The sequence below is a fragment of the Pseudomonas putida genome, assembly GCF_001941965.1.
GTDB classification, from domain to species: Bacteria; Pseudomonadota; Gammaproteobacteria; order Pseudomonadales; family Pseudomonadaceae; genus Aquipseudomonas; species Aquipseudomonas putida_L.
This window is the reverse complement of sequence record NZ_MKZO01000058.1, coordinates 259,231-282,256: the sequence shown is the minus strand read 5'-3', so window position 1 is coordinate 282,256 and position 23,026 is coordinate 259,231. Positions and strand designations below refer to the sequence as shown.

The 23,026-nt window shown below is 65.1% G+C and carries 18 protein-coding genes; 14 read left to right on the top strand and 4 right to left on the bottom strand.

Going from position 1 to position 23,026, the window contains the following annotated elements; translation table 11 throughout:
• Positions 1 to 23: 23 nt before the first annotated feature.
• The 3 genes from PSEMO_RS27020 to parS form a co-directional block, all read right to left on the bottom strand.
• The gene (locus PSEMO_RS27020) at positions 24 to 839 is read right to left on the bottom strand and encodes a hypothetical protein (RefSeq protein WP_144443626.1); all 816 of its coding nucleotides are present in this window, start codon (positions 837 to 839) and stop codon (positions 24 to 26) included.
• Between the two features lie 121 nt (positions 840 to 960).
• Positions 961 to 1,452: an RES family NAD+ phosphorylase gene (locus PSEMO_RS27015; protein ID WP_075805954.1), complete on the bottom strand. Its 492-nt coding sequence runs from the start codon at positions 1,450 to 1,452 to the stop codon at positions 961 to 963.
• Entirely contained in the window at positions 1,449 to 1,919 is a 471-nt protein-coding gene (gene parS, locus PSEMO_RS27010) for a type II RES/Xre toxin-antitoxin system antitoxin (protein ID WP_075805953.1), read from the bottom strand. The genes PSEMO_RS27015 and parS overlap by 4 nt, the downstream gene beginning before the upstream one ends.
• 209 nt (positions 1,920 to 2,128) lie before the next feature.
• Here parS and ycaC point away from each other — a divergent pair, with 209 nt between their 5' ends.
• From ycaC to PSEMO_RS26945, 13 genes are all read left to right on the top strand, one after another.
• Positions 2,129 to 2,755 carry an isochorismate family cysteine hydrolase YcaC gene (ycaC, locus tag PSEMO_RS27005; RefSeq protein WP_075805952.1) on the top strand — a complete coding sequence of 209 codons (627 nt, stop codon included), beginning with the start codon at positions 2,129 to 2,131 and terminating at the stop codon, positions 2,753 to 2,755.
• A gap of 258 nt (positions 2,756 to 3,013) precedes the next feature.
• A complete protein-coding gene (locus PSEMO_RS27000; protein ID WP_075805951.1) occupies positions 3,014 to 4,465 on the top strand; it encodes an SrfA family protein in 1,452 nt (483 codons plus the stop codon).
• A gap of 16 nt (positions 4,466 to 4,481) precedes the next feature.
• Positions 4,482 to 7,562: a virulence factor SrfB gene (locus tag PSEMO_RS26995; RefSeq protein WP_075805950.1), complete on the top strand. Its 3,081-nt coding sequence runs from the start codon at positions 4,482 to 4,484 to the stop codon at positions 7,560 to 7,562.
• Positions 7,559 to 10,255, top strand: a complete 2,697-nt coding sequence (locus tag PSEMO_RS26990; protein WP_075805949.1) for a virulence factor SrfC family protein — start codon at positions 7,559 to 7,561, stop codon at positions 10,253 to 10,255. Before PSEMO_RS26995 ends, PSEMO_RS26990 begins: the two co-directional genes overlap by 4 nt.
• A 5-nt stretch (positions 10,256 to 10,260) precedes the next feature.
• Positions 10,261 to 11,319 carry a hypothetical protein gene (locus PSEMO_RS33620; protein WP_075805948.1) on the top strand — a complete coding sequence of 353 codons (1,059 nt, stop codon included), beginning with the start codon at positions 10,261 to 10,263 and terminating at the stop codon, positions 11,317 to 11,319.
• The gene (locus tag PSEMO_RS26980) at positions 11,316 to 13,271 is read left to right on the top strand and encodes a vWA domain-containing protein (RefSeq protein ID WP_075805947.1); all 1,956 of its coding nucleotides are present in this window, start codon (positions 11,316 to 11,318) and stop codon (positions 13,269 to 13,271) included. The genes PSEMO_RS33620 and PSEMO_RS26980 overlap by 4 nt, the downstream gene beginning before the upstream one ends.
• 6 nt (positions 13,272 to 13,277) lie before the next feature.
• Complete coding sequence (locus PSEMO_RS26975) at positions 13,278 to 13,973, top strand: ABC transporter ATP-binding protein (protein WP_075805946.1); 696 nt, start codon at positions 13,278 to 13,280, stop codon at positions 13,971 to 13,973.
• The gene (locus PSEMO_RS26970; RefSeq protein WP_075805945.1) at positions 13,960 to 15,180 is read left to right on the top strand and encodes an ABC transporter permease; all 1,221 of its coding nucleotides are present in this window, start codon (positions 13,960 to 13,962) and stop codon (positions 15,178 to 15,180) included. The genes PSEMO_RS26975 and PSEMO_RS26970 overlap by 14 nt, the downstream gene beginning before the upstream one ends.
• Positions 15,181 to 15,208: 28 nt before the next feature.
• Complete coding sequence (locus PSEMO_RS26965; protein ID WP_178392066.1) at positions 15,209 to 16,720, top strand: formylglycine-generating enzyme family protein; 1,512 nt, start codon at positions 15,209 to 15,211, stop codon at positions 16,718 to 16,720.
• 25 nt (positions 16,721 to 16,745) lie between these two features.
• Complete coding sequence (locus PSEMO_RS26960) at positions 16,746 to 17,483, top strand: hypothetical protein (RefSeq protein WP_075805943.1); 738 nt, start codon at positions 16,746 to 16,748, stop codon at positions 17,481 to 17,483.
• A 10-nt stretch (positions 17,484 to 17,493) separates the two neighbouring features.
• Positions 17,494 to 17,997: a hypothetical protein gene (locus PSEMO_RS26955; protein WP_075805942.1), complete on the top strand. Its 504-nt coding sequence runs from the start codon at positions 17,494 to 17,496 to the stop codon at positions 17,995 to 17,997.
• A 48-nt stretch (positions 17,998 to 18,045) separates the two neighbouring features.
• Entirely contained in the window at positions 18,046 to 19,428 is a 1,383-nt protein-coding gene (locus PSEMO_RS26950) for a VWA domain-containing protein (RefSeq protein ID WP_075805941.1), read from the top strand.
• A 2-nt stretch (positions 19,429 to 19,430) separates the two neighbouring features.
• Positions 19,431 to 20,705, top strand: coding sequence for a VWA domain-containing protein (locus PSEMO_RS26945; protein ID WP_075805940.1), 1,275 nt, complete (start codon positions 19,431 to 19,433; stop codon positions 20,703 to 20,705).
• Between the two features lie 4 nt (positions 20,706 to 20,709).
• On the opposite strand, the gene PSEMO_RS26940 is transcribed toward PSEMO_RS26945, so the two are convergent.
• Positions 20,710 to 21,594, bottom strand: coding sequence for a helix-turn-helix domain-containing protein (locus tag PSEMO_RS26940; RefSeq protein WP_075805939.1), 885 nt, complete (start codon positions 21,592 to 21,594; stop codon positions 20,710 to 20,712).
• 242 nt (positions 21,595 to 21,836) lie between these two features.
• Here PSEMO_RS26940 and pobA point away from each other — a divergent pair, with 242 nt between their 5' ends.
• On the top strand, positions 21,837 to 23,024 hold the full coding sequence (gene pobA / locus PSEMO_RS26935) for a 4-hydroxybenzoate 3-monooxygenase (RefSeq protein ID WP_075805938.1): 1,188 nt from the start codon (positions 21,837 to 21,839) through the stop codon (positions 23,022 to 23,024).
• Positions 23,025 to 23,026: the final 2 nt, after the last annotated feature.

Below are 23,026 nucleotides of genomic sequence, written 5' to 3'. Positions count from 1 at the left end.
CTTTTTATTGTTGCTGTCGTCGTTCAGAGCACCTTAAAGGCCAGTTCCTGCTTCAGATCGAAGAAATTCGGGTTCCGGATGCGCTTGGTGCCCTTGTCACTGCCCAGTTCGATACCACGGGCGGTGAAGTAGGTCCCTTCAAGTTTGACCTTCTTGCCCAGCAGCGCTTTCCAGATCTGCATTTCCTCCGGGGTGACCTTGGTCAGGTCAACCAGCCCCATGCCGTGTTCTTCACCCGGCAGGGACGCGCTTTCGAAATACAGCCACTCATCCCAGATTTCCGAACCCTGCTTCACATAGCCGATCAGCCGTTCTTCACGATGCTCGTAGTCCTGGGGCAGGCCTTCGATACCCGCGATCCGGTAGCCCGGATCTGCCTGAAAAATGTAGTCGGCATTGCTGATCGGTACTTCCCTGGCGATATCCCTGGCGTAGTCGAAGGTCTTTTGCGAGATCGCCCCGGTTTCCATGAACGCCCCGCCAACTGCCTCGGACTTGAGGGAAATTGCGTAGGTCTCGAGGTTCAACTTCGACATGAACAGGATCACACCAGGCGTGCGCAAAGCGTGCAGGTAGTCATTCAGCGTTGCGTCGAGGCTGTAGCCGGCGCTGGAGAAGGCCTTGTTCATGTATTTCGAATAGACGACCGATTGCTCCTTGGTGGGAAAGGCCATCTGGTGGGTCCTGCTCATCTCCCGCTTGAAGTCGCTTTCGTAGCGATCCTTGAACACGTTGGCGATCTCCTGCGCAGCGGCAGGGCTCAACGGCGCCGCCGGTTGTGCGGCGTACGCCAGGGTGCCGCAGAGCAGCAGGAAGGAAGCGGTCATTGCCTTGAGCAAAATAATCTCCTTATTGATTCGCGTGGTCGCATCGCTCGCCCGACAGCATCTGCAACCTGTCTACCGACGATGCAGGGGCGCGCGATTAGATCACAGCGTTCCTCGCGCGGAAAACACGGCACTACACCTTCACCAACCGCGTATCCAACCCAAACCGCTCCTGCCTCACCACCCGATACTTCCCCGCCGCCAACTCGCAACTCACCAGCAGATTCCACGAATGCCGGCTCACCGCCGACGGAATCAGCACGAACGCATGTTCCGCCAGCAAGGCATCGACGAATTTCTGTTGATTGGGCGAGGCCGCCGCACTGCTGAGCCAGACCGGATTGGGCACGTCCTCGGGCTGCACGACCTTGATCAGGCCGGGGTCCAGCACCTCGAAGCAGGTGAGCACATGGCGCACCGTATCCAGGGCATCGAAGCCAAGGTGCACCGCCACTTCGAGAATGGCGGTCGAAGGGTCCGCCGCGGCGTAGACCACCTTGCGCCCCGGCGGATTCCAGCGCCCGCCGAGCTTGTGCGCGCCGATGCCGCTGTCCCAGGAATCCTTGTACACCTCTCGATCGAGGCGCCAGGCGTACCAGGCGCCAGACCACGGCAACGGATTCACTGATAGACCCCGTGCTCGATGCGCTCCAGATAATCCTCGACCGCCTGGAAGCCGACCGGGTTGTCGATGACATCCAGCGGCACATCGCCGTCGAGGTACTTGCACGGCCGCCCCAGCCATTCCTCCGCCAGGCTTAGCGAACCGAATACCTCGATCGCGCGCTCCAGCACCCGGGCGAACTGGAAGGCCACGGCGCTTTGCTGGGCATTCAGATGGGCGGATTGCTTGCTGCCCTGGCGCTGCAGCGTCCTGACCGATTTGCCGACAATGCGGCTCATGATCTTGCGCGTCGAATACAGCTCGGACAGCGCCAGCATCGCCTGCACGTCCTTGAGGTCGAAACCCTGGGCGGTGAGGCGGTAGACCATGACCGGACTGAGCAGGCCGGCCTCTTCGCGCAGTAGGTACTCCGTGGGCCGGCGGCTGGCACGGAGGGATTTGCGGGCATAGGTGTCGGCGGCAACCATGGCTTACTCCTTGATATGCGACAAGTGACGCAAGCATAGCGCCATTTGTCGCGACGCACATCGACGGCTCATCGCCTCGCTTTTTGTCCACCAGAGCGAGACAGTCATACCGTTTTCAGCCGATTTATCCCGTTTCGAGAAACCCCTAATCTGGCCACACCTAGCGGCAACCACCCAAAACAAACTTCTCGAACAAAAGGATTTCCACCATGACCAACGCCACCTACAACCGCCTGAACAAAGACGACGCCGTAGTTCTCCTGGTCGACCACCAGACCGGTCTGATCTCCCTGGTCCAGGACTTCTCGCCGAACGAGTTCAAGAACAACGTGCTGGCGCTGGCCGACCTGGCGAAGTTCTTCGAACTGCCGACCATCCTGACCACCAGCTTCGAACAAGGCCCGAACGGTCCGCTTGTTCCAGAGCTGAAAGAGATGTTCCCTGACGCGCCGTACATCGCGCGTCCGGGCCAGATCAATGCCTGGGACAACGAAGACTTCGTCAAGGCGATCAAGGCGACTGGTCGCAAGCAGTTGATCATTGCCGGTGTGGTGACTGATGTCTGCGTAGCCTTCCCGACCCTGTCGGCGCTGGCTGAAGGTTTCGAGGTGTTCGTGGTGACCGATGCGTCCGGGACCTTCAACACCACCGTGCAACAGGCCGCATGGAACCGCATGACCCAGGCCGGTGCGCAGATGATGAACTGGTTCTCGGTAGCCTGTGAGCTGCACCGCGACTGGCGCAACGATATCGAAGGGCTGGGCAATCTGCTGTCGCAGCGGATTCCCAACTATCGCAACCTGATGAACAGCTACTCGGCGTTCACTGCCAAATAAGAGAAAGGGCCTGCTTTGAAGAGCAGGCCTTTTTTGTGGCTGATGACCTCGTCGCCAGCATTGCCAGCTCCCACAGTGTGGACTGCACCCTCTGTCTGCCTCCCCTCCGAAACCACGGCTTTTTGACGCCAATTCGAACGAATTGCTGTGTCATGATTTGACGCACAAATCATTTTGCCATTAGTGTTGCGCGGTTTTTCGGTATTGAAATCAGGATACCGGATGGAATCGGATTAGAGACTAGGTAGGTCTTCAAGGATGCGTGGAGTATTGCTGCGTAGCGGGCGAAGTGAAGACTTCACCGCATTGGGTGAGACCGGCCAGCCCGTCTATCGTGCGGCTTTGCAGATTCGCGAGGCGATTCGGCGCAAGTATCCGGAGCATCCGGACCTGGTCGAGCACCTGGCTATCCCCCAGAGTGATGAACGAGGCAGTACCCTCGATTGGTACAGCGAGCGCCCCGGCGACGTGATCCCGTGGACCAGCGCCACCGAGGAAGAGCGCGCGCCCGCCCGTGCCCAGCTCGAAGTGCTGAAAACCCGCATCAATGACCTGAGCAACAACCTGCTCGGCCTGGATGCTCACGGCCAGCCGCTGGCCGGGTCGCGCAACAACGCCCAGGGCGACACCACGGTGTTCGGCAAGCTGCTGACCTGCGTGATCCCCTTCCCCGACGAAAACTTCGTCTATCTGGTCGACGGTCGCCCGGTCCTGACCTTCTGGGGCTTTATCCATGCCGGTGCCGAGCGTGCCCGCGAGCCCCTGCTGTGCCTGTACCCCAAGGTAGCCAAGGCCGCGGAGCCGGTCGTGGCGCCGCCCGTCGCCCCGCCAACGCCTGTGCCTCCGGTCGCCCCGCTGGCACCGCCGCCGCCCCCCGTCGTGCCCGTCACCCCCTGGTGGCGGCGCTGGTGGTGGCTGCTGCCGCTCCTGCTGTTGCTGCTCCTGCTGCTGTTGTTCGGCTTGCGCCGCTGCACACCGGAAGTCGTGGTGCCGCCGACCAACGACTGGCCGACCACGAATAACGAGGACATCGACCTGAACAAGCGCGGCGGTTCGGTCACTGTGCCGGGCGGCACCGGCAATGGCCTGGGCAACCTTGGATCCGGCAACGGCTCCGCAGGCACGGGCGCCGGTGGCTCGCCACAGGACGGCTCGCTTGCGCCTGGCAGCGACACCGCGACCCCGCCCGAGCAGAAACCGGCGGACGGCAGCACTGCCCCCGAGCCACCAGCCCCTGCGCCGGAGTCCGAACCCCAACCAGAGCCACAGCCGGAACCCACCCAGGCTCCGCCTGCACCACCGGAACTGCCAGACGGCAAGCAACCCCCGGCCAACGCGCAGAACATGCTGAGCATCCCGCCAGGCGCGGCCAACGGTAACGCCGACTTCCTCAATGGCGACTGGGCCGGTGCCGGCATCCAGGAAGTGGGCACCGGCAAGCCGCTGCGCCTGAAGTACGACTTCAAGGACGGCAAGGGCCAGGCCACGGTGCGCCGCTCCGATGGCGTGAACTGCCAGGCGCCGGTATCCGCGGCCATGAACCAGGGCCAACTGTCGATCAACAGCACGGGCCAGGCGGCCTGTGCCGATGGCAGCAGCTATGAACTCCCGCAGGTGAACTGCAAGCCGGGTGCGACCAGCGCTGCGGACTGCTCCGGCAACTACGGTGCCGAAGCCTTCCCGATGCTGATGAAGCAAGCCGGTCAATAACACGGAAGCGCAGACGATGTTGCCCGAAATCACCCAGTTCGAAGAAACGGTCACGCTGGTCAGCGATACCGGCATTCAATTCATGGATTTCGCCCTGCGTCTCGGACCGGATGGCGAACAGGCCGGCAAGTTCGTGCAGCTGAACAACGGCATGGTGCCGACGCGCCTGCTGTGGTCCCGCGAGTACAAGGACTTCTACGAGCCGGAGCCGGACAAGGTGGTCCAGGTGGAATTCGACACCACCGACGACAACCATTTCCGCGTGCCGATGGAAGACAGCCTCAAGCTGTTCGACGGCATCTGGCTGCCACTGCCGTTCCTGCGTTTCATGCCGCCCAATCGCTTCGACGAGGGCCCGAACAACTGGTCGCGGATGCGCCTGGTCAAGCTGCCGCAGCCCGATGTGGACGGCAACACCCACCGCCTGACCCTGGCCTTCGACAGCCGTATCATGCCGACCGTCGCCGGCTCCGCCTACCTGGCGCCGAACGAGGACGACGTGCGCTCCGGCGTGGCCTTCAAGCTGGCCACCAGCGCCCGTGAATACGGCTGGTTCCTGACCCATGTATGGATCCGCGAGTGGATCGCCGAGCTGTACGTCGAGGCTCGCGCCGAGTGGACCCGCGAGCGGCGCGACCGCGACCTGCAAGGCAACCGCCACATCGCCCACTACCTCAACGTGCTGAGCCTGCTGCGCCGCCCGGTCCCGGCCGAGCAGAGCACCGAGAAGCCCCAGGTCGAGATCCCCGAGCTCAAGGTCATCGCCAACGAAACCCAGGGCGTGGTCAAGCCGATCCCGGTGGACCTGGTGCTGGACGTCGGCAACTCGCGGACCTGCGGCATTCTCATCGAGGACCACGGCCAGTCCGGCTCGGGCCTGAAGAACAACTACGTGCTGGAACTGCGCGACCTGAGCGAGCCGGAAAAGGTCTACGACACCGCCTTCGAAAGCCGCGTGGAATTTACCCAGGCCTATTTCGGCAAGGACCACTGCTCGGTCAAGAGCGGCCGCCACAACGCCTTCCAGTGGCCGACCATCGCCCGCGTCGGCGCCGAGGCCGGACGCCTGGCCGGCCGCCGCCGCGGCACCGAGGGCTCGACCGGGCTGTCCAGCCCGAAACGCTACCTGTGGGACGAGAAACCCTACGGCCACGGCTGGCGCTTCAACACCGCCTACGTCAAGACCGACAAGGAGCCGCTGGCCACCGCCGCGCCGTTCTCGCACCTGATCAACGATCTCGGCCAGGCCCTGTACCTGCCGCCGAAGAACGACATGCCGGTGTTCACCCCGCGTTACTCGCGCAGCAACCTGATGACTTTCATGCTCGCCGAGGTGGTCACCCAGGCCCTGACCCAGATCAACAGCCCGGCCCAGCGTTCGCGCCAGGGCCACGCCCGGGTACCGCGCCAGCTCAACAGCATCACCCTGACCGTGCCGCCAGGCATGCCCCAGGCCGAGCGCAGCATCCTCAGCAACCGCCTGTACGAAGCCGTCGGCCTGGTATGGAAGAGCCTCGGCTGGCACGCCGGCGAGAGCAATCCGTTCAAGGACAAGACCGTGGTGCCGCGCACGCCGCTGCCGGGCATCCGCGTGGACTGGGACGAAGCCAGCTGCGGCCAGCTGGTGTACCTGTACAACGAGATCAACGAGAACTTCGACGGACACCCGGAAGAGTTCTTCGCAGCTCTCGCCCGCCCGGATCGCCAGGAGCGCGACCAGATCACCCTGGCCACCATCGATATCGGCGGCGGCACCACCGACCTGGTGATCACCGACTACCGCTTCGACCGCGGCAGCAACGGCGGCACCGGCGGCCATGGGCACATCATCCCCAGCCAGCGTTTCCGCGATGGCTTCAAGGTGGCCGGTGACGACATCGTCCTGGACGTGATCCAGGAGTTCGTCCTGCCGTCGTTCCGCAACGCCCTGGGCGACGCCGGGGTGAGCGAACCGGACGCCCTGATGTCGCGCCTGTGCGGCAACGGCGATGCCTCCGCGCCGGAGCGGATCCTGCGCCAGCAACTCAACCTGCAGGTCTTCGTGCCGCTGGGCCTGGCCCTGCTCAAGGCCTACGAGCAGTACGACCCGGCACAGGTCCACGCGCCCGTCACCCAGACCTGGCGCGAGATCCTCGGCGACGCCGCAGTCAACGACGGCGTGCTGGACTTCGTCCACGCCGCGGTACGTCGCGAAGTCGGCCAGGACGGCACCCTCGATCTGTTGCAGACCGTCATCACCTTTGACCTGGCAAAAGTTCACAACGCCTTCATCGGCGGCCAGATCAACATTACCCGGGCCCTGACCGAGCTGTGCGAAGTGGTCGCCCACTATCCGTGCGACATGCTCCTGCTCACCGGCCGGCCATCGCGCCTGCCGGGCATCCAGGCCTTCATCCGCAAGTGCATCCCGCTGCCGCCCGGACGCATCCTGCCGCTGCAGAACTACCGCACCGGCGGCTGGTATCCGTTCCACCGCAACGGCCTGATCGACGATCCGAAGAGCACCGCCTCGGTGGGCGCGATGATCTGCCTGCTGTGCTCGAAGCACAGCGTGCCGAACTTCTATTTCCGCACCGTCGAGCTCAAGCCCTACTCGATCATCAAGCACTTCGGCCCGATCGACAAAGCAGGTACCATCGCGCACCGCAATGTGGTCTACCACGACCTCAAGTCGTCCAAGGGCCGCATCGAACTGCCCATCGTCGGCGAAGGCGAACAACGCGGCACGCCGTGGCTGGAAATGCGCGGCGACATGCACCTGGGCTACCGCCAGCTGTCCGCCGAGCGCTGGTCGGCCTCGCCGCTGTACACCCTGCGCTTCACCCCGCGCGGCAGCGCCAGCTTCTCCACCGCCCAGGGCAAGAACGGCGAAACCCCGGTGCTGCGCATTCGCCTGGAAGTCGAGGAACCGTCGGACCTGCTGCTGGAGCAGGGCCTGATCAGCGACAAGCTGGTGATCTGCGACTTGCAATCGAACATCCAGGATGCCGATTTCGATTACGACCGGGATCTGGAGCTCTCACTCAACACCATGCCAACCGGAAGCCTGAGTGACAGCGACTATTGGCTCGACAGCGGGAACGTCAAAGGAAAATGAGCGACCTTACGCCAAAGCAGCAGCAGTTGATGAATGCCTGGGGCGCCGTTTACAAGGGCGCCGGCGAGGCACTGGAGTGGATCGAGCAGGTACGCGGCAATGCCGCCAGCGTCGAGGCCGAGGCCGATGACCTGAGCCTGCGCCTGCGCAGGGCTCGCAACCAGGCCAGGAGCCTCCGCCACGCGGCGTCGACGCCCATGGGCGTCGGTTTCTTCGGCTTGTCCCAGGCCGGCAAGTCGTACCTGATCTCGGCGCTCGCCGCCAACAGCGCCGGGGTTCTGGAGAGCGACTTCGGTGGCCGCACCCTGAACTTCCTCGAGCACATCAACCCCACGGGCAGTGGCGCCGAGGCGACCGGTGTGGTCACCCGCTTCAGCCGTCGTTCGCAGCCGGCGCCGGATGCCAACTACCCGATCGAGCTGAAGATGCTCCGGGAAATCGAGCTGGCCAAGATTCTCGGCAACACCTGGTGGGAAGACTTCAACCACGACTTGACCAAATACGAGATCACCCCGCAGCGCATCGACGCGCTGCTGCGCGAATTCGAAGGTCAGGAGGCCGAACTGCCGCAGCCCGGGGTCGACGGCGATGACATTGTCAGCCTGTGGGAATACCTCTCGGGCAGCTTCACCAGGCCCCTCGCCGTGCTCGACGAACTCTACTGGCCGCGGGTCATCAAGCTCGCGCCGCGCTTGAGCACGCGACAACGCGCCAGGCTCCTGTCGCCGCTGTGGGGCGAGCAGGCGTTGTTGACCGAGCTCTACGAAGTGCTGGGCGGTGCCCTGCAGAAGCTTGGGCATCCCGAGAAGGTGTACGCCCCGTTGACCGCGTTTTTCCAGGACACGGAAGAGGCACGATACAACATCATGGCGGTGACGATCCTCAATCGGCTCGGAACCCGTCGCGATGTGCCGATCAATGTCCTGCCGTCGACAGAGGGCAAGGTGCAGTCCGCTGTCGGCATCACGGTTGCCCAACTGGCCGCCTTGACCGTGGAAATGACCTTCCGCCTGGTCAACCCGCCCAATGACGAGGTGGTGAACCAGGTCGACTTGCTGGACTTCCCGGGCTACCGCGCGCGGTACACCTTCAGCGACATCCGCAACGCGTCAAACGGGCAAAACCCGGATGAAATCAGCCCGGTCTGGAACCTGCTGGTGCGCGGCAAGGTGGCCTACCTGTTCGAGCGCTACAGTGACGCCCAGGAAATGAACGCGCTGGTGATCTGCACCAGCGCCAAGGGACAGGCCGAGGTGGTCAGTGTGGCCCCGGTATTGAGCAAATGGATCGGGAAAACCCAGGGCCATACGCCAAAGGAGCGTGCGGCGCGGGTGCCAGGATTGATCTGGGCGATCACCATGATGGACATCTGGATCGACGAATCGCTGAAAAAGGCGAGCCGTCCGCTACGCATCGAGTCGTGCGAAAACCTGATGAAAATGACCATCGTCGAGCGTTTTGGCACTGAGGACTGGATGCTGGACTGGTCCGGCCAGCCGTTCAACAACACCTATCTGGTGCGCAAGCCACGCCATAGCCGAGCATTCATCGACTTCGACGACAAGGGCGACGAAGTCAGCGTGTCCGGGCATTACGGCGAGAGTCTTGAACTGCTCACCGCCGAGTTCAAGGTGTACAAGGACATCGTGCGCCATGTGAAAGAGCCCGAAGCCTCCTTCGCGGCAGTGATGGGCATGAATGACGGCGGTATCAGCCGCTTCGCCTCCAGCTTTACGCCGTTCGCCGATATCGGTTTCAAGCTTTCGCGCATCGAGGAGCAACTGCACGAGTGCCGCACCAGCCTGCTCGACAACGGCCTCTACGCCTGGCGCGAAGAGGACTTCGAGGCGCTGCTGGCGCGCAAGATGCAGAAGATCAAGCTCCTCCTCAGGCCGCTGGGTGCCGACCCCGACGTCATCAGCGAGGTGATTCTCGCCCTGCAATTGCCCACCGAGCAGTTGCGCGAGCTGTACCTGAGCGGTGTGTACAACGTCGATGACGACGAAGACGAGGCCGGCGAGACCGAGCCGGCGTTCACCGCGCCGGCCAACAAGGCACCGGCGATCGACTTCGACTTCGGCGACGACGACGCGCCGGCCCCCGCTTCAGCACCCGCGGCCAAGCCGCTGGCCAGGCGCCTGAACGCCGAGCAGCGCTTTGCCCGTGCGGCGCTGAAGGCGTGGATCAAGCACATGCGCGAGATCGGCAACCAGCCCCAGCGCCTGGTTAGCCTGCGCATGACCCGCGAGCTGATGGACGGCCTGGTCGAAGAACTGGTCAGCGCCGCACGGCGCCCGGCCCTGCTCGAACAACTGGACGCGGCGGTGACCCGGCGCATCATCGGCGGTGCTCGTCGTGACCAGTTGGTGCAGCGCCAGGTGCTGGAGGTGCAACTGGTGATGCGCGATTTCCTGTCGTGGTTCGGCCTGCTGGGTAAACCGCTCGAACAGCGGCCAACGCGCATGCTGGGTACCAAGGGCCCGGTGTTCGACTTCTACGGCAAGGTGGCCGTGGGCGATCTGCCGGACTTGCCTGAGACGCCTTCGCATCAGGAGCAGCGCTTCCACATGGACTGGCTGTCCAGCCTGGCCTGGCTGATCAAGGAGAACGCCAAGAGCGGCTCCGATCCGGAAATCACTACCGAGCAGCGGCGCCAGCTGGCCGTCCTGCTCAACACTTTTGAAGCGAGTTGAGTGCAATGGGTATCAGAGTTGATGTGCTGCCGCTGGACGTGAACACGCCAGGCCATGGCGTGCTGCGGATCACCGGCTGGGAAGGTTCCGGCGAGGGCCTGCAATGCTCCCTGCAAAGCAGCCAGACCCAGAAGTTCCTGCAGGAAGGCGGGCTCTGGAGCGACGTTGCCCATTGGTTCCCTCTTGACGGCATGACCGCTGCCGAGGGCGGCGCGATCGAGACCCGCATCGGGCCGAACCTGATCAACCCGCTGCTGCAGGCCAGCGGCACGGCGAACTTCCGTATCGAAGTGAACCAGCCGGCCACCGGCCTGACCGAAGTGCACATGGTGCGCCTGAACCCGACCCTGGTCGCTTCGGCGGACCTCAACTCGCCGATGCCGAAAGCGCCTGAGCCGGCACCAGCACCGGCACCGGTTCCCGCACCAGCGCCAGTACCAGAGCCGGAGCCAGTACCAGAGCCGCTACCAGAGCCAGAGCCAGAGCCAACACCAGAGCCGGAAATCGTGCCCGAGCGCCTGGTTCCACCACCGCCACCGCCTCCACCTGCCAAATCCAATCGCTGGGTGATCCCGGTGGTGATCCTGGTGCTGCTGGCCCTGATCGCTGCAGGTGCCGCCTGGTGGTGGTTCAACAAGAAGGATCAACCTGCGCCGGAAGCGAAGCCTCCCGTGGCAGAGACTCCTGCACCAGAACCGGCACCCGCGCCTGCCGGCGCCACGCCGTGCACTCTGGAAAGCATGCAGAACCAGCCTGAACTGGCCTTCGTCCAGGCCTGTATCCAGAACAAGCCGGACAGCGCCACGGTGCTGGAAGTGATCAAGCAGGCCAAGGCCAGCAACCATTGCGGCGTGGCCCAGCGCCTGTACGCCAACCGCGCGCAGGGCGGCGATATCGAGATCGCCAGCGCCTATGCCCGCGAGTACGACCCCAAGTACCTGCAGCCAAGCGAGTGCTTCAAGGCTCCGGACAACGCCACCGCGGCCTACTGGTACGAAACCATCCTCGGCTTCGATGAAAACAACGCCGAAGCCAAGGCACGCTTCGAGGAACTCAAGCCATGAGCCTGCGCGGTCTCGGTGTCGCCCTCCTGGCCATGAGCCTGAGCCCGGCCCTGCTGGCGGCGGACAAACCGCTGCTGCAGGACGGCAAGAAGACCCTGTTCCAGCGCGTCCTGACCACCCCGAGCTGCAAACTCAGCAGCGCGGCTGGCGGCGCACCCGGGGCCGCGCAACCGGCCTTCAGCCGCTTCTACGTCTACGAACGCTCCGCCGTGGACGGCAATGACTGGCTGCGCGTCGGGCCCGATACCCAGGGCAAGACCATCGGCTGGCTGCCGGGCGCCTGCACCGTCGAGTGGAAGATGCAACTGACCCTGGCCTTCACCAACCCGGCCAACCGTGACCGCCTGCTGTTCTTCAAGGAGCGCAAGCAGCTCGAAGGCGTCCTCGACGCGCCGGATCCGGTCAGCCAGGTGGCACCGATCCGCGCCCAGCTGAAAAACGGCAAGGAAGCACCGGGCGTACTGGCCCAGGAGCCGGAATACTTCGTCGACCTGCAGAAGAACTTCTACCTGCTGCCGGTCCTGAGCGGCGAAGAGGTGATGACCGAGGAAGGCTTCCGCACGCGCATTCTGAATGTCGCCTCGGTGAGCAAGGCCGACGCCGCCAGCGCCGCCAAGGCCAATCCGGCGGACCCGGCCGGCGCCAAGACCCAGATGAAGGCGTTCAGCGCCGCGGTGGTGTTCGTCATCGACTCGACCATCTCCATGGACCCGTACATCGACCGCACCCGCGAAGCGATCAAGCGGGTCTACGCGCAGGTGGAGAAGGAGAACCTCGGCCAGCAGGTGAAGTTCGGCCTGGTCGCCTTCCGTTCCAGCACCAAGGCGGTGCCGGGGCTGGAGTACGTCAGCAAGATGTACGCCGACCCGAACACAGTGAAGGACGGTGCCGACTTCCTGGCGAAAGTGGCTGACCTCAAGCAGGCCAAGGTCTCCAGCAGCGTCTTCGACGAGGATGCCTACGCCGGCGTGATGCATGCCATCGACAAGGTCGACTGGAGCCAGTTCGGCGCCCGCTACGTGGTGCTGATCACCGACGCCGGGGCCATCGACGGCGGCGACAAGCTGTCCAGCACCGGCCTGGGTGCCGAGCAGGTGAAGATCGAGGCCAGCAACCCGGGCGTCGCCCTCTACACCCTGCACCTGAAGACCCCGAGTGGGGCGAAGAACCACAGCGCCGCCGAAGCCCAGTACCGCGTGCTGTCGAACTTCCCCGGCACCAACACCTCGCTGTACTACCCGGTCAATGCCGGTGACGTGAATGCCTTCGGGCAGAAGGTCGACAGCCTCGCCAGCGCGATCACCCAGCAGGTGCGTTCCGCCTACATGGGCGAGGACGCCATCGGCAGCGCGACCAATGCCAAGGCCGACCCGGCCGAGCAGAAGATGCTCGACGACGCCGCGCTGATCGGCCACGCCATGCAGCTGGCCTACCTCGGCAAGACCACCGGCACCCAGGCGCCGCCGGTGTTCCAGGCGTGGATCAGCGACCGTGACCTGATCAAGCAGAACGTGCCGACCACCGATGTCCGCGTGCTGCTGACCAAGGCCCAGCTCAGCGACCTCAGCGACGTGCTCAAGCAGGTCCTGGACGCGGCCAACGAAGGCATGATCTCGCCCACCGAGATGTTCACCCGCCTGCGTTCCGTGGCGGCGACCATGGGCGCCGACCCGAACCAGCTGAAACAGGGCTCGACCACCAAGGTGGCCGACCTCGGCGTGCTCGGCGAGTACCTCGAGGACCTGCCATACCACAGCGAAGTGCTCAACCTGGACGAAGAGACCTGGAAAGGCTGGGACGGCCTGGCCCAGGAGAAATTCATCCGCAACCTGGGCACCAAGCTGCGCCACTACCAGCGTTACAACGCCGATGTCGACCGCTGGGTGGCCCTGGCCCCGGGCGCCGACAGCCGCGACAACGTCTACCCCGTGCCACTGGAAATGATGCCCTGACCGCTCATGCTCGATATCAAGGGATTGAGAGTGGTCCGCGGACAGGGACCCCAGGCGCACGCGGTGCGCCTGGATGCACTGCAACTGCAACCGGGCCAGATTCTGGCGATTACCGGCGAGAGCGGCTGCGGCAAGAGCACCCTGCTCGAAACCATCGGCCTGCTGCTCAAGCCTGAGCGCCTGGAGCACTACTGCCTCGGCGCCGGTCGCGAAGACGTGGCGCAATTGCTTGCCGATGACCAGCAAACCGCCCTCGCCGCCCTGCGCGCGCGGGAGCTGGGCTTCGTCCTGCAGAGCGGCGGGCTGCTGCCGTTCCTCAAGGTCCGCGACAACATCCTGCTGCCCCGCCGCCTGCTGGGCCTGGCGCCGCACAGCGTGGCGGTGGACAAGGCGGTGGCCGCCCTCGGCCTCGAACCGCTGCTGGACAAGCTGCCCCAGGCCCTGTCCATCGGCGAGCGCCAGCGAGTTGCCTGCGTACGCGCCATCGCCCACGAGCCACCGGTGCTGCTGGCCGACGAACCGACCGCCGCGCTGGACCCTAACAACGCCCGGCGCCTGTTCGAGCTGCTGCTGAACCTGGTCGCGGAGCTGGGCATGAGCGCCCTGCTGGTTTCCCACGACTGGGCCCTGGTGCAAGACTTCGGCCTACCGCGCCTGGGCGCGGTCAACGCTGACGGGGAGACACGCTTTGAACCCGTTTAAGCGCCTCGCCCTGCTCGCCCGGTTGTCTCTCGCCGACCTCTGGCACGACCGCAACGTCTCGCTGTGCATGGCCGCGTCGCTGGTGGCGGTGATCGCGCCGCTGCTGTTGCTGTTCGGCCTCAAGCACGGGGTGGTCAGCCAGTTGCAGCAAGAGCTGCTCAGCGACCCGCGCAACCTCGAAGTGAAGATGCTCAGCAGCGGCCACTACGGCGAGGACTGGCTGCAAGGCCTGCGGGGGCTGCCGGAAACCGGCTTCGCCATCGGCCAGACCCGCTCGCTGAACACCCAGGCCGACCTGCTCGGCGCCCGTGGCCGCTTCGCCGACAGCGTCGAGGTGATTCCCACCCAGGCCGGCGACCCGCTGCTCGCCACCGAACTGAGCGCGCTGCAAGGCGACCAGGTGATTCTCAGCGAGCGCGCCGCACAGCGCCTGGAGGCCAAGGCCGGCGACAGCATCCGCCTGCGGGTGAGCCGCCGCCTAAACGAAGTCAACGAACGCGGTGAGCGCACATTGCAGGTGCGCGCGGTCCTCGACAACGTGCGCTTCGCCCGCCCGGCGGCGTTCGTCAGCCCCGCCCTGCTGCTGCAGCTGGAGCACTACCGCGACGGTTATCTGGTGCCCGAACTGGGCGCCGGCAGCGGCCAGCCGCTGGACGGGGTCAAGGTCGGCTACGCCCGCGCCCGGGTCTACGCCCGGGATATCGACAGCGTCGCGCCCCTCGAACAATGGCTCAACGGCCAGCGCATCGAAACCGCCAGCCGCCTGGCCGAGATCGACAACGTCAAGGCCATCAACCATGTGCTCGGGCTGATCTTCGGGGTGATTGCCGGGGCCGCGCTGATCGGCTGCATCGCCTCGCTGGTGGGCGCCTTCCTCGCCAATATCGACCGCAAGCGCCGCGACCTCGCGGTGCTGCGCCTGCTCGGTTTCACCAGCCCGGCGGTGGCCGGGTACGTTGTGCTGCAGGCGCTGGTGCTGAGCCTGACCGGCTACCTCGGCGGCCTCGCCTGTTACTACTTTGGCAGCCTGCTGTTTGACCAATTGCTCGGCAGCAGCGCCGCGACCGGCACCTTCATCTGCCATATCACTGTCTGGCACGGCCTGGTGGCCCTGCTTCTGGCGTTCCTGGTCGCCGGCCTGGTCGCCCTGATCGGCGCCCTGCGGGCGATCCGGATACAACCTGCGGAGAGTCTGCGTGAACTCTAGAACCTGTGCCCGCCTGGCCCTCGCGCCATTGACCCTGGGCTGCCTGCTGACTGCGCATGCAGCCACCTGGGAGGAGAAATTCTACAACCCGATGGCCGACGCCGACGATGTGGTCCTGCCCATGCCCTGCGATGGCGCCATGGTGTTCCGCAAGGTGCTGATCCCGGTGGCCGGCCCGCTGGACGACTACCCGATCAACATCGGCCAGGACAGCGCCGAGTACGGCTACGTCGAGCAGACCCGGCCGACCTTCATCGCCGGCAGCTTCACCAGCGCCAAGGGCGAGAAGTCGCGCTACTTCCTGATGGCCAAGTACGAGATGACCCAGCTGCAGTACCGCGCGCTGATGGACGAGACCTGCCCGACGCCATCGAACAAGCAGCGCCTGCCGATCGTCTCGGTGAGCTGGCTGGACGCCCTGCAGGCCTCCGACAAGTACAACCGCTGGCTGCGCGCCAATGCCGCCGCCAAGCTGCCGAAGGAAGACGGCGCCCTGGGCTTCCTGCGCCTGCCGACCGAGGTGGAATGGGAGTTCGCTGCCCGTGGCGGCCTGCAGGTCAGCAGCGCCGAATTCCGTGACAGCCGCTACCCGATGCCCGAGGGCCTGAACGCCTATGAATGGTTCGCCGGCTCGCAATCGTCCAACGGCCAGTTGCAACTGAGCGGCCTGCTCAAGCCCAACCCGCTGGGCCTGCACGACATGCTCGGCAACGCCAGCGAGATGATGTTCGAGCCCTTCCGCCTGAACAAGCTCGACCGCCAGCACGGCCAGGCCGGCGGTTTCGTGGTGCGTGGCGGCAACTACCTGACCGCCGAGGGCGAGCTGCGCACCGCCGCGCGCCATGAAGAGCCGTACTACGACGCCGAAGGCGCGGTGAGCAAGAAGACCAACGGCCTGCGCCTGGCCCTGGTGTCGCCGACCCTGACCTCGCGCGAGCGGGTCAAGACCATCGAGAAGAGCTGGAGCACCCTCGGCGCCGACCAGCCGGTGGCCGAAAGCAAGGACAAGGGCACGGTCAAGGCCCTCGAGGACCTCGCCTCCAGCGTCGACGATGCCGCCCTCAAGGGCCAGCTCAAGACCGTCGAGAACCAGCTGCGCGCCAGCAACCAGCAACAGCAGGAAGCCCGCGACCAGGCGATCCGCGCCAGCCTCAACCTGGGCGCCTTCCTCTGCACCAAGATGCTCGACGACGGCCACTACCTGGACTTCCTGCAGAAGAACTACAGCGCCAACTGCAAGACCGGCGAGGAAGACCCGACCTGCGGCATGCGCAAGACCAAGCTCGACGAGCAGAACGACCGCCTGCACAAGCTCAGCCGCTACTACGCCAGCTCCCTGGTGGACTCCGGCTCGCTGTACGGCCAGCCGCTGATCGCCGCCCAGGTGCCGGTGCTCGAAGGTGTGCTGACCGCCAACAAGAACCTCAAGGAACTGACGCCTTACCTGCGCACCCACTGGGCCAACCAGCAGGCGTTTCTCAAAACCCAGAAAATCGACACCGACGCCTGGCTGAAAAGCTGCAAGGCCGTGACCCACTGACTCCAGCCCCCAAGGAAGAGCAACCATGAGCTTCACCCGACCCGCCCGTTTCAGTTCGTGGATCAGCCTGATGCTGGTCGCCGCCCTGGCCGTTACCGGTTGCGCCAGCACCGGCAGCTCGCTGACCGACGACAAGGGCGGCACCGCCGACCCGCGCCTGACCACCGGCAATGATGCCAAGTTCTTCAGCACCTCCGGCTACCAGGCCTGCGCCCTGGCCGCCGGTGCCGGCGTGCTGGCCTGCGTGCTGTCCAACTCGGGCAACAAGGCGACCTGCGCCATTGTCGCCGGCGTAGCCGCCTGTGGCGTGGCCATGGGTGCCAACTACTACCTCGACCAGCGTCGCGCCCAGTACTCGAACACCACCGAGCGGCTGAACGCGATGACCGGCGAAGTGCAGAAGAAAAACGCCCAGCTCGCCGAGCGCAGCAACACCCTGCAGCGCGTGATCGCCGACGACAAGCAGCAGATCGCCGATATCCAGAAGAACATCAAGGCCAAGACCGTGGACAAGGCCAAGGCCCAGCAGGACCTGGCCAATATCGACAAGAACCTCGAGTTGATGAACCGCGACCTGAAGACCATGCACACCAACGTCAGCGAATACCAGAAAGTGACCCTGGCCGAGCGTAACTCCGGCGCCAAGCCAGCCGAGCTGAAGCAGGTCGAGGCGGAAATCGCCAAGATGAACACCAAGGTCGCTTCGCTGCAGCAGGAAGTCGACGGCCTGTACAGCCAGCGCTCGGCTATCACCCTGGGCTAAGGAGCGGACCATGACGTTTCGTCTGCTTCTCGGCGTCGTGGTCCTGGCCAGCCTGAGCGGCTGCGCCACCACGGCCTCGCAATGCAACGCCTCGAACAGCGACACCAGCCTGATCGGCAAGCTCAACTGCGACTACGGCGGCGGCTATGCCGAAGGCGTGCGCAACAGCGAGCAGGACCTGCTGGCCGCGCAAGAGCAGAACCGCCAGTTCAACCAGGTCTATGACGAACTGACTGCCATGCAGGCCAGCACCCGCCAGGACCTGGCCATCCAGCAACGCCAGCAGGCCGCGCTGCAGAAATCCCTGAGCGGGCTGCTGACCACGCTCAAGGCCCGTCACGCTAACAAGCAGGACGTTCAGCAGCAGATCGCCGGGCTGGAGAAACAGCTCCAGGCCGCCAAGGCGGCGCCTGCGAAGAACGCCAGCAGCGCCCAGCTGGCCGCCCGCCAGGAAGAGCTCAAGTCCCTGCAGAAACAGGTCAGCCGCCTGCAACTGAGCCTGGGCTACGAGTAATCCCCTTCGGCAGCTTCGGCTGCCGACCTCTTTTTTCAGGACACCACTATGCAGCGGGTTATCCGCGACACCAGTCCCTCGCAGGACGACCCAGGATTGCTGGAACAGGGCACGGCGCTGATCACCCGCTATTTCCCGCCCAGCGTGGCCCATCTGTTCGCCATTCCGCGGACCGGCCAGGACGGCACCCGCGAGTGGTGGAGCGAGCTGCAAGGGCAGCCGCAGCGCTACCTCGATCTGAACCAGGAGCAGCAGGCCGCCCTGCTCGGTGTCTATGAACAACGCCAGGGCGCCTTGCGCCAACTGGTCGGAGAACTGCGTGGCCGTGGCCTGGAACAGGAAGCCGCGCAAGTGCAGCGGCAGATCGGCCCGCCGAAGCTGGAGAACCTCTACAGCGTCAACGGCCAGCCGCTGGTCACCCGCTGGAGCGAGCCACCGCCCCCGCCGCCACCCGTACCACCGGTAGCCGAGGTGCCGCCGCCCGCGCCCGTGGTCCCGCCGCGCCGGGTTTTCTGGCTGCCATGGTTCCTGCTGCCGTTGCTGGCCCTGCTGCTGTTGGCATTGCTGCTGTGGCTGGCCTGGCCGTGGCTGATGCGCTGGCTGCACCCGGAGGCGCCCGTCCCGCCGGTGGTCGAACCGCCCGCAGTGAGCGCCCCGGCTCCTGAACCGGTGCCAGAACCGGTGCTCGAGCCCAAGCCCGAGCCGGTACCCGAGCCTGTCCCTGCCCCCGTGAAGCCGGACCCCGCACCTGCGGCGAAACCCGCCTGCACCCGGCCCGCGCAGGAGCTGCCACCGGAGTTCACCGTGGTGCTCGACACCTCCGGTTCCATGAACCTCAGCGTGGAAGCTTCCGACCGGGATGAACAGTGGTTCTTCAAGGTCCTCAACAAAATGGCCGTTCCGGACCCGCAACGTATCGCGCAGATCACCGCCGAGCCGGTGCGCATCGACGTCGCCAAGCAGGGCCTGACCCGCCTGATCGACAACCTGGATTCGAGCATCGACATGCGCGTGGTCACCTTCGACGGCTGCCGGGCACCGGTCGACCATGGCCTGTTTGTGCCGAGCCAGCGCCCGGCGCTGATCCGCGGGATCCACAACCTCAAGGCGGACGATGGCACGGCCCTGGCCGCCAGCCTCGAAGTCGCCGCCGGCAAGATGAACGGCCGTGATCGCGACGGCGTGATCGTGATGTTCGTCGATGGCCCGGACGGCTGCGACCGCAACGTCTGCGAGGTGGCGCAGAACATCGCCCGGCACCAGCCGCGCCTGAAGGTGAACCTGGTGAACATCAGCCGCAACAGCGAAGCCAATTGCGTCGCCGAAGCGACCGGTGGCCGTGTCTACACCGGCGACAACGCGGCGCAGGTCGCCAAAGCCCTCGAACAAGCCAGCCGCGAAGTCACCCGCGGCGGCAACTGCCAGGAATAACGATGCAACGGGTTATCCGCGACACCCTCGCCAGCCAGGACGCCGCCGCTGCCCTCGTGCAGCGCGTGGCGACCATCCGCAAGCACTTTCCACCGAGCATCGCGCACCTCTATGCGATCCCCCGGCAAGGCCGCGATGGCGTACTGGAATGGTGGTCGGAGCTGGAAGGCCAGCCGCAGCCCTATGCGGCCCTGGGCAAGGACCAGCAGGCAGCCTTGCTGCAACGCTTCGGCGAGCGCCAGGCCGCCGTCGGCCAGCTTGCCAGCGCGCTGCAGCAGCGCGGCCAGGCGGAGGTGGCGCAGGCCCTGCAAAGCCTGATCGGCGCGCCGGACCTGGCCAACCTGTACAGCGTCAACGGCGAGCCGCTGATCGTCCGCTGGGGGCAGCCCGAGCCGGTGATTCCGGCACCTGCACCGCCGCCTCCGCCGGTCCAGGCACCGGCACCGCCTCCGCCTCCGCCGAAGCCAAAACCCGCGCCAGTGGTGGTCATGGTCGAACGTCGGCGCTGGCGCCTGTGGCCCTGGCTGCTGCTCGCCCTGCTGCTGGGCCTGCTCTATTGGCTGTGGCTGAGCTGGCCGATGCTCTGGGCGCGCTGGCAGTCCGACCAGACCGCAATGTGCACGCCAGGCCAGACCTTCCAGCCCTCGCAATTCACCGTGGTGCTGGACACCTCCGGCTCGATGGACGAGCGCCTGCGGGTCAAGCGCCCGGAGGACCCGTGGTACTACAGCGTGATGGCCAGGATCCCCATCGTCGAATCCTTCATCCCGGTCGCGCCGGGCCAGCGCACCACGCGGATGGACGTGGCGAAGAGTTCGCTGATCTCGGTGATCAACGACCTCGACGACAAGGTCGCGATGCGCCTGGTGACCTTCAACGGCTGCCGCACACCCGTGGACCTTGGTGTATTCGGGCACAACCAGCGCGGCGAACTGATCGAGCGCATCGGCAAGCTCAAGGCCGGTGGCGGTACCGCGCTGGGGATGAGCCTGGAAGCCGCCGCGCAGGAAATGGACGGGCAGAACCGCGACGGCGTGATCGTGATGTTCGTCGATGGTCGCGACGGCTGCGGCACCGACATCTGCCATGTGTCGGAGAACATCGCCCTGAGCAAGCCGCGCTTGCGGGTCAACATCGTCAATATCAGCGCCAGCACCGGATCCAACTGTGCCGCGGAGAACACCGGTGGGCGGGTCTACACCGCCGATGATGCGGCGGCTGTAGCGGCGGCCTTGCAGGAGGCGACCCAGGAAGTGTCCCAGGACAAGGGCTGCTGACGGCTCATTCCGGCGCCTGGTCGCCGCCGCGGCGAAAGCCGTTCGGCGACTGGCCGGTCAGGCGCCGGAAGAACCGCGAGAAATAGGCCGGATCGGCAAAGCCCAGGGCGTCCGAGACCTGGGCCACGGTCATGTTGGTGTAGACGAGGTTGCGCCGCGCCTCCAGCAGCAGGCGCTGGTGGATGATCTGCAGCGCGGTCTGCCCGGCCAGTTGGCGGCACAGGTTGTTCAGGTGCACGGCAGACATGCCCAGGCGGTGGGCAAAGGTCTCCACGGTCAGGTGCTCGCGATAGTGCTGCTCCACCAGCTTGATGAAGCCGCCAAGGAACTGCCGGTTGCGCTCGTCCCGTCCACTGGCGACCTTGCCTTGTTGCCGCATGCGACTTATCCACACCATCAGCACGTTGACCAGCGAGCCCAGCACCAGGTCGCGGGAGGCGGCGCTGCCGTCATATTCCTTGAGCAGGGCTTCGAACAGGGTGTTGATGAAGGCGCGGTCCTCGCCCAGCGCATAGCAGCCGGCGGAGGCCAGTACTGCCAACGGTGCGCCCAGGCGGGCTTCGAGTTGCGCCACTAGCGGCGCGCCGAGGGTCAGCACATAGCCTTCGATATCCTCGGAAAACTGGAAGCCATGCACGCACAGCGGCGGGGTGACCTGTATCGACGGTTCGACGATCTTGCTGCGTCGCCCTTCAACTTCCACCGTCGCCTGGCCGTGCTGCACGTAGAGCAGCTGGAACAGGTCGGCGTGGCGGTGCGGCTTGATCTCCCAGTGGTAGAGGCTGCTGCGCTTGGGGATGGACTCGCAATGCAGCAGGTCCGGGGTCGGCCAGGCCTGGCTTTCGCCGTAGAGCTTGAAGACGGGGACGGGTGGGGGATTGGTTTTCATCAGGACTCTTTTCGTTGGTGCTGATGGCCTCATCGCTGGCAAGCCAGCTCCCACAGGGACCGCGTGCACCGCTATACCTGTGGGAGCTGGCTTGCCAGCGATGAGGCCCGAGAGGCTGGTCGATAATCGGACAGATTTTGCAAAAGTGCAATTTACCCGCGACAAATCACCTTCTTTTCCCCTTTTAATCGGCAAAAAATACAGGCGATCTCACCCCTAAAAACAAACACGAGACAACCGCCATGAACACTCAGGTCGCCATCATCGGCGCCGGTCCGTCCGGCCTTCTGCTCGGCCAGCTGCTGCACAAGGCTGGCATCGACAACATCATCATCGAACGCCAGACCCCCGACTACGTCCTCGGCCGCATCCGCGCCGGCGTCCTCGAACAGGGCACCGTCGACATGCTCCGCGAAGCCGGCGTCAGCGCCCGCATGGACGCCGAGGGCCTGGTCCACGAAGGCGTCGAGTTGGTGTTCGACGGCAAGCGCGTGCCAATCCACCTGAGCGAACTCACCGGCGGCAAGAGCGTGATGGTCTACGGCCAGACCGAAGTCACCCGCGACCTGATGGACGCCCGGGCCGCCAACGGCGCGCCGATCATCTACTCGGCCAGCGATGTGCAACTGCACGAAGTGAAGGGCGAACGCCCCTACGTCACCTTCGAGAAAGACGGCGAGCGCCAGCGCATCGATTGCGACTACATCGCCGGCTGCGACGGCTACCACGGCGTCTCGCGCAAGACCATTCCCGCAGGCGTGCTCACCGAATACGAGCGGGTCTACCCGTTCGGCTGGCTCGGCCTGCTGTCCGATACCCCGCCGGTCAACGAAGAGCTGATCTACGCCCAGCACGAACGCGGTTTCTCTCTGTGCAGCCAGCGCTCCCTGACCCGCAGCCGCTACTACCTGCAAGTGCCGCTGACCGACAAGGTCGAGGACTGGAGCGACGAGCGCTTCTGGGACGAACTGAAAGCGCGCCTGCCCGAAGACGTCGCCGCACGCCTGGTCACCGGCCCGTCACTGGAAAAAAGCATCGCCCCGCTGCGCAGCTACGTGGTCGAGCCGATGCAGTACGGCAAGCTGTTCCTGGTCGGCGATGCCGCGCACATCGTTCCGCCGACCGGGGCCAAGGGCCTGAACCTGGCGGCCTCGGACGTCTGCTACCTGTACCGCATCCTGGTCAAGGTCTACCGCGAAGGGCGCAGCGACCTGCTGGAGAAATACTCCGAGCTGGCCCTGCGCCGGGTATGGAAAGGCGAGCGTTTCAGTTGGTTCATGACCAACCTGCTGCACGATTTCGACGGCGAGAAGGACGCCTGGGACCGCAAGATGCAGGAGGCCGATCGCGAGTACTTCCTCAACTCCACCGTGGGGTTGGCGAATATCGCGGAGAACTACGTCGGCCTGCCGTACGAAGAGGTGCGCTGAGG